Source organism: Cupriavidus taiwanensis (assembly GCF_900250075.1).
In the GTDB taxonomy this organism is placed as follows: domain Bacteria; phylum Pseudomonadota; class Gammaproteobacteria; order Burkholderiales; family Burkholderiaceae; genus Cupriavidus; species Cupriavidus taiwanensis_C.
This window is the reverse complement of sequence record NZ_LT977071.1, coordinates 1,744,223-1,757,523: the sequence shown is the minus strand read 5'-3', so window position 1 is coordinate 1,757,523 and position 13,301 is coordinate 1,744,223. Positions and strand designations below refer to the sequence as shown.

Annotated in this window: 13 protein-coding genes; 7 read left to right on the top strand and 6 right to left on the bottom strand. The window is 68.7% G+C overall.

Annotated features, from left to right (window positions below; all coding sequences use genetic code 11):
• Nucleotides 1-12 precede the first annotated feature (12 nt).
• Complete coding sequence (locus CBM2588_RS24255) at nt 13-1,461, top strand: amidohydrolase family protein (protein ID WP_115683720.1); 1,449 nt, start codon at nt 13-15, stop codon at nt 1,459-1,461.
• A gap of 2 nt (nt 1,462-1,463) precedes the next feature.
• Entirely contained in the window at nt 1,464-2,171 is a 708-nt protein-coding gene (locus tag CBM2588_RS24250; protein ID WP_115682857.1) for a sulfite exporter TauE/SafE family protein, read from the top strand.
• 508 nt (nt 2,172-2,679) lie between these two features.
• Here CBM2588_RS24250 and CBM2588_RS24245 read toward each other — a convergent pair.
• Together CBM2588_RS24245 and CBM2588_RS24240 are read right to left on the bottom strand one after the other, a co-directional pair.
• Nucleotides 2,680-3,717 carry a LacI family DNA-binding transcriptional regulator gene (locus CBM2588_RS24245; protein WP_115682856.1) on the bottom strand — a complete coding sequence of 346 codons (1,038 nt, stop codon included), beginning with the start codon at nt 3,715-3,717 and terminating at the stop codon, nt 2,680-2,682.
• Between the two features lie 52 nt (nt 3,718-3,769).
• Complete coding sequence (locus CBM2588_RS24240) at nt 3,770-4,705, bottom strand: LysR family transcriptional regulator (RefSeq protein WP_115683719.1); 936 nt, start codon at nt 4,703-4,705, stop codon at nt 3,770-3,772.
• 155 nt (nt 4,706-4,860) lie between these two features.
• Between CBM2588_RS24240 and CBM2588_RS24235 the strand changes: the two genes are divergently transcribed.
• Genes CBM2588_RS24235 through CBM2588_RS24220 form a run of 4 tightly spaced genes read left to right on the top strand, consistent with a single transcriptional unit; the run spans nt 4,861 to nt 9,110 of the window.
• The gene (locus tag CBM2588_RS24235; RefSeq protein ID WP_115682855.1) at nt 4,861-5,067 is read left to right on the top strand and encodes a DUF3311 domain-containing protein; all 207 of its coding nucleotides are present in this window, start codon (nt 4,861-4,863) and stop codon (nt 5,065-5,067) included.
• A 12-nt stretch (nt 5,068-5,079) separates the two neighbouring features.
• The gene (locus CBM2588_RS24230; protein ID WP_115682854.1) at nt 5,080-6,462 is read left to right on the top strand and encodes a sodium:solute symporter family protein; all 1,383 of its coding nucleotides are present in this window, start codon (nt 5,080-5,082) and stop codon (nt 6,460-6,462) included.
• 24 nt (nt 6,463-6,486) lie between these two features.
• Nucleotides 6,487-8,142 carry an amidohydrolase gene (locus CBM2588_RS24225; protein ID WP_115682853.1) on the top strand — a complete coding sequence of 552 codons (1,656 nt, stop codon included), beginning with the start codon at nt 6,487-6,489 and terminating at the stop codon, nt 8,140-8,142.
• A complete protein-coding gene (locus tag CBM2588_RS24220; RefSeq protein ID WP_115682852.1) occupies nt 8,139-9,110 on the top strand; it encodes a CobW family GTP-binding protein in 972 nt (323 codons plus the stop codon). Before CBM2588_RS24225 ends, CBM2588_RS24220 begins: the two co-directional genes overlap by 4 nt.
• Before the next feature lie 29 nt (nt 9,111-9,139).
• Here the strand turns inward: CBM2588_RS24220 and CBM2588_RS24215 are convergent, their stop codons facing one another.
• The gene (locus CBM2588_RS24215) at nt 9,140-10,039 is read right to left on the bottom strand and encodes a LysR family transcriptional regulator (RefSeq protein ID WP_115683718.1); all 900 of its coding nucleotides are present in this window, start codon (nt 10,037-10,039) and stop codon (nt 9,140-9,142) included.
• Nucleotides 10,040-10,164: 125 nt separating this feature from the next.
• On the opposite strand from CBM2588_RS24215, the gene CBM2588_RS24210 reads away from it, so the two are divergent.
• Nucleotides 10,165-10,914 (top strand): SDR family oxidoreductase, encoded by a 750-nt coding sequence (locus CBM2588_RS24210; RefSeq protein ID WP_439897466.1) that lies wholly within the window; start codon nt 10,165-10,167, stop codon nt 10,912-10,914.
• Nucleotides 10,915-10,952: 38 nt separating this feature from the next.
• Here the strand turns inward: CBM2588_RS24210 and CBM2588_RS24205 are convergent, their stop codons facing one another.
• The 3 genes from CBM2588_RS24205 to CBM2588_RS24195 all read right to left on the bottom strand — a co-directional run bounded on the left by CBM2588_RS24205 (nt 10,953) and on the right by CBM2588_RS24195 (nt 13,219).
• Nucleotides 10,953-11,858, bottom strand: a complete 906-nt coding sequence (locus CBM2588_RS24205) for a YihY/virulence factor BrkB family protein (protein WP_115682850.1) — start codon at nt 11,856-11,858, stop codon at nt 10,953-10,955.
• A 108-nt stretch (nt 11,859-11,966) separates the two neighbouring features.
• The gene (locus CBM2588_RS24200) at nt 11,967-12,155 is read right to left on the bottom strand and encodes a YjfB family protein (protein WP_115682849.1); all 189 of its coding nucleotides are present in this window, start codon (nt 12,153-12,155) and stop codon (nt 11,967-11,969) included.
• A 122-nt stretch (nt 12,156-12,277) separates the two neighbouring features.
• Entirely contained in the window at nt 12,278-13,219 is a 942-nt protein-coding gene (locus CBM2588_RS24195; RefSeq protein ID WP_115682848.1) for a LysR family transcriptional regulator, read from the bottom strand.
• Between the last annotated feature and the right edge of the window lie 82 nt (nt 13,220-13,301).

The following is a 13,301-nucleotide window of genomic DNA, read 5'->3' as shown; positions in this document are numbered from 1 at the left end:
TACTGCATTGCCATGACTCAAGCTTATGCCTCGATGCCGGCCTGGCCCGGCGACCTCAACCCGGCGCTGGCGCCTGAAAGCTTCCAGCGCCAGCGCATCCTGCTGCCGGAATGGACCCTGCTACGCCAGGGCGCGGTGCGCGGCCACGCGGTGGTGGTGGAGGGCGGCCGCTTCACCGCGGTCGGCCCCGCCGAAGACGTCGCCGCGCGCTTTCCGCATCTGGAGACCCAGCCGCTGCCGCGCATGCTGCTGATGCCCGGCATGATCGACACCCATCACCACCTGACGCAGTCGTTCGGCAAGTCGCTGGTGTTCGGCGAGCCGTCGGAGATCTTCCGGCGCGTGTGGGTGCCGCTGGAGGGCAGCCTGAAGGCGGAGCACCTGTACCTGTCGTCCAAGCTGGCGGCGCTGGAAGCGCTGCGCGGCGGCTTTACCACCGTGGTCGACGCCGGCACGCGCAGCGAGGCCGGGCTGGACGCGGTCGCGCGCGCGGTCACCGATGCCGGCGTGCGCTGCGTGCTGGGCCTGATCTGCAACGACAAGCCCGGCGCCGAAATGCTCGACGCCGCGCCCATCCTGCGCCGCGCCGCCGCGCACCTGGACCGCTACGCCGGCGATGCGCTGGTGGCGCCGTCGCTGGCGATCTCGATCCCCGAGGTGGCCTCGGACGCGATGCTGCATCACGTCTACCAGCTGTGCGCCGAGTCCGGCCGCATCTTCCAGACCCATGCCAACGAGCACCTGGTGGCGGTGGAGCGCTCGCTCAACGCGTGCGGGCGCCGGCCGATCGAGCACCTCGCGGCGATCGGCGCACTCGGGCCGGCCGCCTTGCTGGCGCACGCCACGCTGGTGACGCCGCAGGAGATCCGGCTGCTGGCCGACAGCGGCGCCGCCGTGGCGTACAACCCCGTCGCCAGCGCCTGGAAGGGCAACGCGGTGGCGCCCGCCGAGACCATGGCCACCTTCGGCGTGCGCCTCGGCCTGGGCACCGACGGCACCCGCAGCGACGGCTTCCGCCTGCTGGACTATGCCGAGGCCGCGCAGCGCTTTGCCTTCGGCATCGGCGTGGGCGACTCGTCCTGCGGCGCGGGCTGGCGCTGGGTCGACATGGCCACGCACGACGCGGCCGACGTGGCCGGGCTGGGCGCGCTCACCGGCGAGATCGCCGCCGGCAAGCGCGCCGACTTCCTGCTGGTCGACCTCGACGTGCCGGAACTGACGCCGTCGTGGGACCTGACCTGGGAGCTGGTGCGCCTGGCCAACCGCGACCAGATCCGCGCGGTCTTCGTCGACGGCAACCTGCGCCTGTGGCAGGGCTGGCCCACCGACTGGGACGCGCGCGCGCTGATGCGCGACATCCATGCCATGGCTGGGCACACCGTTGCCGGCGCGCCGATCCGCAAGCTGCATGACGCCGCGGACGTGCACCGCGCCCGCCATGCCGGCCCGGAGGCGGCATGAGCATGGACATGACCTTGTTCAGCGTCGGCGTGGCCGTGTTTACCGGCGCGCTGGTCCAGGGCGCCACCGGCATGGGCTTTGCGCTGATCGTGGTGCCGGTGCTGGCGCTGGCCGCGCCGGCGATGCTGCCGGGCGCGCTGCTGCTGGCGATGCTGCCGCTCAACGCCTACGTGGCCTGGCGCGAGCGCCACGCCATCGATATGCGCGGGGCCGGCTGGATCAGCGCCGGACGCGTGGCCGGCACCTTCGGCGGCCTGTGGGTGCTGGTGGCGATGCCGATGGCGTGGCTCAACGCGCTGGTCGGCGGCAGCACCATTGCCGCGGCGGTGGTGTCGTTGCTGGCGCCGGCGTTCTCGCCGGGGCGGCTGACCTTTGCCTCCACCGGCCTGATCACCGGCGTCACCGAGACCGCCACCGGCGTGGGCGGCCCGCCGCTGGCACTGGCCTACCAGCACGCGCCGGTGGCGACGCTGCGCGCCACCGTGGCGCTGTGCTTCCTGGTGGGCGAGGTGATCTCGCTGGTGGTGCTGGCGCTGGGCGGCCGGCTCGGCATGGAGCAGGTGTTCTATGCCGCGGGGCTGCTGCCGGTGCTGGGCGTGGGGATGGTGGCCAGCCATCTGGTGCATCGGCGGATTAATCAAAGGATGTTGAGAGTGGCGGTGTTGGGGTTTGCGTTGGTGTCGGGGGTGGTGGTGTTGGTTAGGGGGTGAGGGTTAAGGGGTGGGGGTGTTGAGTGAGGTGTCGTGCTTGGCGGGCGTGGCTGTTTCGCCGGCGCAGCCGGCGACCTACTTCTTGGCCGAGCGCCAAGAAGTAGGCAAGAAACGCGTCGCCTGTGCGGCTGGCAATCAATTCCGCGGCGTTGGCGGTTCCGGCGGTGGTGATTTCCGTTTGTCGTGGCTGCCCGTTCGAACCTGCTAACGCTATGTGAGTCAGGGACGGTGCCTACGATCACCCACTATTGAACGATCCCAACAGGGTGTAGGCAGCCTGCTGCTGGTGCTATTGGTGGGACGCCTTCGGCTGCGCTGCGCGCACTCCCAATCTTAGGTCTGCTGCTCGGGCACGCAGTGCATCGCTGCGCTCGCATGGCGTTGTCGCGTGCGAGCCCAAGGGTCTTTCTCTCTCGCTTGTTTGCGCCCCTCTCCCGCTTGCGGGAGAGGGGCGGGGGAGAGGGCCGGCGCATCTACGAAGTCCGGCCATCGCTTCCCGAAAAGTCCGTCAAGCCCCCGGCATCGACGACGCTCTCACCACCAGTTCGGGCTTGGGTCCGGCGATGACCGTGCGGCCGCGCTCGCCCGACAGGTGCGCGAACAGCAGTTCCACCGCCAGCGACGCGACCCGTTCCAGGTGCAGGTTGACCGCGGTCAGCGGCGGCTGCGCGCTGCGCGCGCGGATGCCGTCGTAGCGGGTCACCACCAGCACATCGTCGGGCACGCGCTTGCCCAGCCCTTGCAGGTGCGCCATGGCGCCGACCGCGAAGGCGTCCACCGGCGCGCACAGCGCATCCAGGCCCGGCATCTGCGCCAGCAGTTGCGCGCAGGCCTCGGCGCCCGCGGCTTCGCCATGTTCCTCGGCCGCCTTGACGACATGGCAGGGCAGCCCCAGCGCCTGCGTGAACTCGCGGTAGGCGCGTTCCGTTTCCACATACGACTGCCGCGGCGCCGCGCCGATCATCAGGCCGATCCGGCGCCGCCCATGGCCGTGCAGGTGTTCCAGCAGCAGGCGCGCGGTCGCGGCGGACTGCAGGTCGACGCAGGGCACCGGGGTCTCGGTCAGCGGCTCGCGCCCGATCGAGACGATGCTGACGCCGCGCTCGCGCAGCCGCGCGATATGCGGATCGCCGGCAATCGGCTCGATCACGATGGCACCGTCGATATCGAGCGTGTCGAGCAGCCCGCCGGCGCCTTCGAGCGGCGGCACCAGCACCACGCCCAGGCCGCGCCCCATGGCCGCCTCGGCGGCGATCGCCGCCACCTCCATCATGAAGCCCAGCCGCGAGGTGCCGCCCGCCACCGCGAACGGCATCGACGACAGCAGCGCGATGCAGTTGGCGCGGCCCGACTGCAGCCGCTGCGCCCGCACGCTGGGCCGGTAGCCCAGCTCCGCCGCGATGCGCTTGACGCGCGCGCGCGTGGCCGGGTCCAGCACGCCGCGGTCGTTCAGCGCGTGCGAGACCGTGGTCAGCGACACGCCGGCGGCGCGGGCGACGTCGTGGATGGTGAGGCGGCGGGGGCGGTCGGGCGTGGAATCGGTCATGCCGGGTTTGAGCTGGGAATCAGCCGGAGCATACATCAGCGGGCATGGGCGGTCAGCGGCGAGCGCCCTGCCTGGCCGGCGCCGACGACAATTCCTTCCAGTGCTCGCGCGTGAAGGCGTAGAGCGTCTCGAGCGCCGGCGACAGCGAGCGCGCGGCCATGCGCGCGATGCCGTAGCGGCCGCACCGGCGCGGGTCGGGTGGCATCGGCACTTCCGCCATCAGCCCCGCGGCTCGTTCCTGCCGGGTGATGGACAACACGCCGAACAGCAGGGTGTCGGTGGCCAGCGTCACGCTGCGCAGCATGTCGAGGTTGTCGCAGTGCAGGGTGAAGAGCTTGTCGGGTGCGGCCTCGGGGCCCCATAGCTCGGCCAGCTGGCGGCTGACGATGGTGCTGAGCGTGGTGGTCGCCACCGGGTAGGCGCGGATCGTCTCGATATCGATGCGGCGCTTGCGCAGGATCGGATGGCCGGCGCGGCACACCAGCCCGGCGGGCAGCTCGCCCAGCGGTTCAATGTCGACATCGTCGGCGGCGCGCAGCACGTAGGCGTCGCCGACGATCGCGTCGATGGTTTCGCGCCGCAACGCGTCGAGCAGAGCGCTGGTGGCGCCGGTCTCGGTGCGCACCTTGATGCGCGGGTGCGCCTGCGCCATGTGGATCAGGAACGGCGTCAGCAGCAGCGCGGCAGGCGCGGGCGCCACGCCGATCGTCAGCGAGCCTTCCTCGCCCCCGCGCAGCAGCTCCAGGTCGCGGCGCAGCTGGCGTTCTTCCAGCCGCATGCGGCGCGCGCGGTCGGCCACCAGTTCGCCGAACACTGTCAGGCGCGCGCGCCGCGCGCCGCGGTCGAACAGCGGCGCCTTCAGCTCGTGCTCCAGCGCGCGGATACTGCGGCTCAGCGCCGGTTGGGTCAGGTGCACGGCGCGTGCGGCTTCGGAGAAGGTGCCGTGCTCGACGATGGCAAGCAGGTGCAGAAGTTTCTGGGTGTCCATGCGGAATCCCATGCGTGTCAGTTATGGGAGCGGTTCGATATTTGCATTTGAATCATATATCGCCGCTCCCTATGATGACCGGAACACAAGAGCGGCCCGGTGACAGCACACACACGGCGCCTGCCATCCACCGTCCATCGGAAACCGGAGACATCATGTTCAAGCTGTTTATCGGCCTCGGCCTGCCATACATCGGCGTCATCGGGCTGCTGCCCTGGGTGGCGACCGTCGAGCGCTTCGTGCTCGGCGTGCCCTTTATCTACGCCTGGATCTTTGCCTGGTTCGTCCTGACGTCGGGCTGCATGCTGGCGTGCTGGCTGCTGTACGACCGCCATGCCGCCGACGCGGCGCATGAAGCGTGAGGGAGAGCAGCCATGACCACAGCGGTATTCCTTGGCTTTATCGTCTTCTCGCTCTATCTCGCCATCCGCTCGAAGAAGGGCCACGGTGCGCAGAGCGTGCATGACTTCTTCGTCGCCTCGCGGCAGTTCGGCGCCTACCTGGTGTTTTTCCTCGCGGCCGGCGAGATCTACAGTATCGGCACCATGGTGGGCTTTCCCGGCGGCATCTATGCCAAGGGCCCGACGTATGGCGTCTGGTTCCTCGGCTACATCCTGCTGGCTTACCCGCTCGGCTATTTCCTCGGGCCGAAGATCTGGCAGGCCGGCGCGCGCTACAACGCGATCACGCTGCCGGACCTGTTCAAGGGCCACTACGGCAGCCGTGCGCTGGAACTGATCGTGGCGGGCTCTTCGATCCTGTTCCTGCTGCCCTGGGGCCAGTTGCAGTTCACCGGGCTGGTGGCGGCGCTCAAGGGGCTGGGCTGGGAGTTCGATCCCGTCTACCTGGTGCTGATCTCGGCGGCGCTGGCCTTCACCTATATCGCCATCTCCGGCGTGCGTGCGTCGGCCTACATCGCCATCCTGAAAGACATCCTGATGGTGGTGGCGATCGTCGCCACCGGCGTCGCGGTCGGCTGGAAGGCCGGCGTGGGCGATGTCTTCCATGCCGCCAGCCTGCAGGTCAGCAACCAGATGAGCGACACGCAGCTGCGCTTCTCGATGAGCACCATGCTGTTCCAGGCGCTGGGCTTCTACGTGATGCCGTTCGCGGTGCAGAACTTCTTCACAGCCAGGAGCGCCAACACCATCCGCCGCACGCAGGTGGCGATGCCGCTGTATATGCTGATGTACCCGTTCCTGGTGCTGGCGTCGTACTACGCGATCAGCCAGAACCTGCAGCTGGCCTCGCCCAATGAAGCCTTCTTCGCGGCGGCGGTGCGCTTGCTGCCGGACTGGCTGCTCGGCCTGGTGACCGCGGGCGCCGCGCTGTCGGGGCTGCTGGTGCTGGCCGGCATCTGCCTGGCGATCGGCCCGATCGTCACGCGCAACCTGCTGCCGGGCATGCCCGAGCAGCGCCAGAAGCAGGGCGCCAAGATGGTGATCGTGGTGTACCTGGTGCTGTCGATCGCGATGACGCTGGCCACGCCCAACCTGATGCTGACGCTGATCAACACCACCTACTACGGCGTGACGCAGTTCTTCCCCGGCGTCATCGTGATCCTGTTCTCGCTGAAGGTGCGGCCGATGGCGATCGCGCTCGGCATCCTGAGCGGGCAGGGGCTGGCGATCGCACTGTACGCGCAGCAGGCCGATTTCGGCGGCATCAACCTCGGCCTGGTCAGCCTTGCGGTCAACCTGCTGGTGACCGTGGTGGCGAACTACGCGCCGCGCCTGGCGCGCGTGCAGCCGGCCTGATCCTTGCGACTCATGCAACAAGCGATGACCCATAACGACACGGCGCGCACGCAGGTATTCGTGGCGCGCAAGATCCTCACGATGGAAGCGGCGCGGCCGGAAGCAACCCATGTCGCGGTACGCAATGGCCAGATCCTTGCGGTCGGCGGCGCTGCGGAAATGGCGCCATGGCCCGACGCGGTGGTGGTCGACACCTTCCGCGACAAGGTGCTGATGCCCGGCATGGTCGAAGGCCACTGCCACCTGATGGAAGGCGCGATGTGGGACGCGGTCTACGTCGGCTACTTCGACCGCCGCGACCCCGATGGCAGGCTTTGGCGCGGGCTGCGCACGCTGGACGAAGTCATCGGGCGCCTTGCGGACGCGGCCAGCAAGTTGAAAGACCCCGACACGCCGCTGCTGGCGTGGGGTTTCGACCCGATCTACTTCGGCACCGCGCGGCTGTCGGTGCGCGAGCTGGATCGCGTATCGGCGACGCGGCCGGTGGTGGTGATGCATGCCAGCGTGCATCTGATGAACGTCAATTCGCCGATGCTGGCGCGGGCCGGCATCGATGAAGACACCGACATCGACGGCGTGCACAAGGATGCGGGCGGCAAGCCCACCGGCGAGCTGCAGGAGTTCGCGGCGATGTTCCCGGTGCAGCGCGTAATCGGCCGAGGCCTGTCACTGGCTGCGGCGGAGGACGCGGAGGCGGTGCGCCGCTTCGGGCGCGTGGCACAGCTGGCGGGCGTGACCACCGCTACGGACCTGGTCAACGACTTGTCGGCCAGGGGCCTGGAAACACTGCGCGCGGTGACGTCGGATGACGGCTTCCCGCTGCGCATCGTGCCCGCCTTCGCGCCGCAGCGCGACGCACAGGGCGGGCCCGCACGCGTACAGCAGGCCGTCGCCGCTGGTTCCGACAAGCTCCACTTCGGTCCGGTCAAGTTCATCGTCGACGGCTCGATCCAGGGCTTTACCGCGCGGCTGCGCGCACCCGGCTACGCCGGCGGCCAGCCCAACGGCTTGTGGCTGATCCCGCCCGAGCAACTGCTGGACGCGTTCACGCCGTTCCACCTGGCCGGCCTGCCACTGCATATCCACACCAACGGCGACGAAGCCACCGAGGTCGTGCTCGATACGCTGGAAGCGCTGCTGGCGCGCCATCCACGTGCCGACCATCGCCACACCTTGCAGCACTGCCAGCTGGCCGATGCGGCGCAGCTGGCGCGGGCGAAGCGCCTCGGGCTGTGCATCAACTTCTTCGCCAACCACCTCTACTACTGGGGCGATGCCCATGCCACGCAGACCGTGGGCCCGGCACGTGCCGCGCGCATGAACCCGGCAGGCACCGCGCGGCGCCTCGGCATCCCGTTCGCGATCCATTCCGATGCGCCGATCACGCCGCTGAACCCGCTCTTCACCGCCTGGTGCGCGGTGCAGCGCCAGAGCGCGTCGGGCCGCGACATGGGCGAAGCCGAGCGGCTGACGGTGGCCGACGCCCTCCACGCGGTCACGATGGGCGCGGCTTACACGCTTGGGCTCGACCATCGCATCGGCAGCATCGCGCCCGGGAAGCTGGCCGACTTTGCCGTGCTGGAGGACGATCCCGCCAGCGTGGATCCGGCGCGGCTCAAGGACGTGCGGGTGTGGGGCACGGTGCTGGGCGGCCGCGTGTTCGAGGCGCCTGCGCTATGAGCGCCCGGCTTCCGATTCCGCTGGTTGTCGTCGGCGGCTACCTGGGCGCGGGCAAGACCACGCTGCTGAACCGGTTGCTGGCCAATGCGCAAGGGCTGCGCATTGCGGCGCTGGTGAATGACTTCGGCGAGATCAATATCGACGCCGCGCTGATCCGCACGCGCAGCGACGATGTGATCCAGCTGGAAAATGGTTGCGTGTGCTGTTCCATCGGTGGCCGGCTGGCCGAGGCCATGCTGGCAATCGCCGACCGCGACGCGCGGCCCGATCTGCTGGTGATCGAGGCCAGCGGCGTGTCGGACCCGCAGCGCATCGCGCAGATCGGCCTGCTCGATCCGGCGTTCCGGCTCAACGCGGTGCTGGTGGCGGTGGATGCCGCGGCCGTGCACGACAGCCTGGGCGACCCGCTGGTCGGCGAGATGGTGCGGCAGCAGATCGCGGGAGCATCGGTGGTGGCGCTGACCAAGACCGACCTGTGCGCTGCCGGTGGCGCTGCGGCAACGACCAGGACCGTCGGTACGCTTGCGCCGCGCGCCACGGTGCTGGAAGCGTGCGATGGCGCGCTGCCTTTGTCAGTCTTTATCGACGCAGCCATGCCGACACCGGCCGGCACCGGCGTGCTGCAGTCGCATGCCGGCTGGCACCGGCCTGCGCTACATGCCGGCATCCGCAGCATCGCCTACCGGACCGGCCGCGCCTTCGACAAGGCGCGGCTGCGACAGGCACTGTTGAAGCTGCCCGTGCGGCTGCTGCGCGCGAAGGGCCTGGTCAGGCTGGCGGCCGATCCGCGGCTGCACGAGGTACACGTGGTCGGGGGCAGGATGCGGATGCGGTCCATGCCGCACGGCGAAGCCGGTGAATTCGGTGGATTCGGCGAATTCAGCGACTCCGCGCTGGTCTTCATCGGTGCCTTCGATGCCGCGGAAGCGGATGCCATTTCCGCGAGCATGGAGTCTGCACTGGCCTGAGACAGAAGACGTCAGGCATGGAACTCGCACTATCCAAACGCCTCCGCATAAAGAGCCACCAGCCAGTCGACGAACACGCGCACGCGCGGAGACAGCTGCCTGTGATGCGGATACAGTGCCGACACCGGCAGGTCCGGGCTGGGCCAGTCGCTCAGGACCTCGACGAGTAGCCCCTCGCGCAAGGCGTCGCCGACGTGGAAGCGCGGCACCTGGATCAGCCCGCAGCCGCGCAGGGCCGCGGTGACATAGTTCTCGGCATCGTTGACGGACATCCACCCTCCCAGTGAAAAGGCCTGGAGTTGCCCATTGACGTGCAGCTCCAGCGGATAGCCGGCCGTGCCGCTACGCGAGAAGAATTTCACGACTTCGTGCCGGGAGAGCTGGTCGGGATGTTGCGGCGTGCCGAATGCTTTCAGGTAGGCGGGACTGGCGCACACTACCTGCGGCATGAGCGCCAGGCGCCGCGCCACCAGTGAAGAATCCCGCGGCGTGCCCGCGCGGATGACGCAATCGACGCCTTCCCTTACCAGATCCACCAGGCGGTCGCCGCCGGATACCACCAGATCGATGCGCGGATACCGCTCCCGGAATTCGTCGATTCGCGCCAGCACGATCTTCGTTGCGTGGGTCCCGTGCATGTCGACACGCAACACCCCGCGCGGATTCGCCGCCACGTGCTGCAGAGACGACTCGGCGTCGTCGAGTTCAGCCAGCAGGTGGACGCAGCGCTCATAGAACGCCTGGCCGTCGAGTGTCGGCCTGACCTGCCGCGTCGTGCGTTCGAGCAGCCGGACCCCGAGCCGCGTCTCGAGCGCCTTGATGGCATGGGTGGCGGTGGCGCGCGGGATGTCGAGCGCGGCGGCGGCGTGGCTGAAGCTGCCCAATTCGACGATGCGGGTGAACAGTTGCAGGGAATCGAAGCGGTCCACGGGAAGGCAATTATTGTTGAGGCTGGTTGAATTGATATGGCGATTCTGCACCATTTATCTAATCGGGGTGAACAACCACAATTGGCTTCAACGGCATGTCGCCTTATCCCACCCGGAGCCTTCCCATGAACACCCTGACTACGAACACCACCAAAGCGGCCATTGTCACCGGCGGATCGCGCGGCATAGGCCGGGCCGTGGCCCTGCGTCTCGCGGCCGACGGCTTTGCCGTCGCGGTCGGCTATGCCGGCCATGTGGCGCACGCCCGCGACACCGTCGCGGCGGTCGAAGCGGCCGGCGGCCGGGCCATCGCGATCCAGGGCGATGTCGGAAGCCCCGATGATGTGGCCCGTCTGTTTGCGCAGACCAAGGCGGCATTCGGCGGCATCGACGTGGTCGCCAACTGCGCCGGCGTGATGCCGCTGGCACCGATCGCGCCGGGCAGCCTGGCCGACTTCGACAAGGTCATTGCGACCAACCTGCGCGGCACGTTCCTGGTGCTGGCGCAAGCGGCCGAAAACGTCGGCGCGAATGGACGGATCATTGCGGTGTCGACCAGCGTCATCGCCAAGTCATTGCCGTCCTATGGGCCGTACATTGCGTCCAAGGCCGGCGTGGAGGGGCTGGTCCGCGTACTGGCCAACGAGCTGCGCGGGCGCGGTATCACCGTCAATGCCGTGGCGCCGGGGCCGGTGGCCACCGAGCTGTTTCTCGATGGCAAGAGTGCGCAGCAGGTCGACCAGATCGCGCGGCTCGCTCCGCTCGAACGGCTCGGCACGCCCGAGGATATCGGTCGCGTCGTATCGTTCCTTGCCGGCGAGGATGGTGGCTGGATCAACGGGCAGGTGCTGCGCGCAAACGGCGGATTCGCATAAGCCGCCGCGCCGCACCCCTGCAATCCTCGTGGCGCACGTCAGGTATGGAACTCGCCGGTGGGAGCGTCCGAAGCAGGCGGCCGCTCCCAGCCGCTGCGCTCGAATTCCGCGATCACCTGCGCGCCGAGCAACAGCAGCGTCGCCGCGATCTCCAGGCTCAGCAACACCACGATCGCCGTGGTGAGCGAGCCATAGACCCGCCCCACCTGCGACAGCGTGGTGAAGTACCACACCAGCGCATGGCGCGAGATCTCCCACAGTACCGCGGCAAGCACCGCGCCGCACAGCGCATGCCGCAAGGACAGCCGGCCGACCGGCATCACCATGTAGATCGACGTCAGCATCAGGATTTCGCCGAGGAACCCGAGCAGGTAAAGCAGCGTGGTGGAAAGCCGGTCGAGCGACCATTCATGGCCCAGCACTTCCACGTGCCGTTGGCCGATCGCGATCAGCCCGCCAGAGACCACTGTCACCAGCAGCAGCCCCAGGCTCAGCACCGCGATATAGCAGTAAGGCAGCACCGCCGAGATCAGGAAATGCCGGCGCCGGATCGCGACGCGATGGACGAAGATCACCGACATGGCGTTTTCCAGCACCGTGAACGCCAGCGAACTGAAGAACAGCATCGTGCCGAGCAAGACCCAGCCGACCGTGGCGCGGGTGCGCAGGAACGACGCCAGCTCGGGCACCAGCGCGCGGGACTGTCCGGGCACGACCCACTCGAGGTAACGCGCCAGCGTCGACAGCAACAGCTGCGGGTCGATCACATGCGACAGCGCGATCACCATCAGGATCAGCAACGGCACGATCGACAGCAGCGCGTAGTAGGCCACCGCTCCGGCCAGCAACAGGCCCTGGTTGGCGCGGAACTGGACCAGCGTGCGCCACAGGAAGCGCCCCGGATGACGGAGCAGGTCGCGGACGCGGGCGTCGAGAAGCTGCATGGCGGGCACCGGAGAGTGCAGGTGCCGACATTATGCGTCGGCGGGCGCCCAAGTGCCCGGCCCGCGGTGCCGCGACGCCCGCGCCGCGTCGGCTTGCGCCGCGCGAAGTCAGACCTTGACGTCGATGGTCTGGCCCAGGTGCGGCGGGTTGCTGGCCGCGACCGGCTGGGGCATGGCCTGCAGCAGTGCAGCCATGCCTTGTGCCTGCATGTCCAGCGACTTGCGCAGCATCAGCAGGCTTACCGGATCGGCGCCCGGATCGCCAGCCAGGCCGGCGGTAACGTTGGAGATTTCCATGAAGAGGGTTTCCTTGGCGAAGGTGGGGAGAGACGGCGGGATACCGCCAACACCCAATGACGGCCGCGGCCGCCCAACCTTGAGCGCCGCGGGCACGGGCGACATTCCTATGGGTTATCCGCCTAAGCCAGCGGCGCCTCCGCCGGCACCTGCTGCGCCCCCGCCGCCCGCCGCAGGCAATCCAGCATCGCCGCCACCGCGGCACGCGATTCGCCATCCGCGCGCCAGTACATCGACACCGAGCCGAACCCGGCCAGCCGCAGCGGCACGATGCGCAGCGCGCCCAGCTCTTCCAGCCGGCGCGCGGTACGGTGCGAGGCCAGCCCGATCATGTCGCTGTTGTTGAACAGGGTCAGGTTCAGCACGGTGGAATTGCTCTCCACGCAGTCCGCCGGCAGCGCGCGCCCGGCGCTGGCCAGCGCCCCTTCCAACGCATTGCGGATCGGCGTGCCGCGCGGCCATACCACCCAGCGGTGGCGGTACAGGTCGTCCCACGCCACCTTGCCGCCCTGCAGCAGCGGGTGCCGCGGCCGCGCGACGAAGTGGATCGGCTCCATGTAGAGCGATTCGGTGCGCATCTGCGCGTCCTGCAGCTCCGGCGCGGAGCGGCCCACCACAATATCCAGCTCGCTGCGCGCGAGCTGGGTCATGAGCCGGTCCATGGTGGTTTCCAGCAGCCGCACGCTGGCGCGCGGCATGCGCTGCATCAGCTGCAGCGCGGCCAGCGGCACGGTGTCGGCCGCCGATGCCCCCGAGGTGCCCACCACCACGATGCCGCTGCCGCCGTCGCGCATGGCCTGCAGGTCGTCGCGGGCGGTATCGAGCTGGGCCTCGATCCGGCGCGCGTGCTCGATCAGCGACTCGCCGTAGGGCGTGGGCCGCAGGCCGCGCGCCTGGCGCTCGAACAGCGGCAGGCCGATATCGTCCTCGAGGTCCTTCAGCCACTTCGAAAGCCCGGGCTGGGTGGTGTTCAGCATGGCGGCGGACTGGCTCATATTGCCGGTCTCGGCCAGGCTCAGCAGCATCTGCAGGTTGCGCAGGCGCAGTCTCTGGGTCCAATCCATGGGGCGTGACCTATACGGTAAATCGTATCGATAAGATGAAAACTTCATTTCAGATCTTATAGGCCGGGGCGTATAACGACAA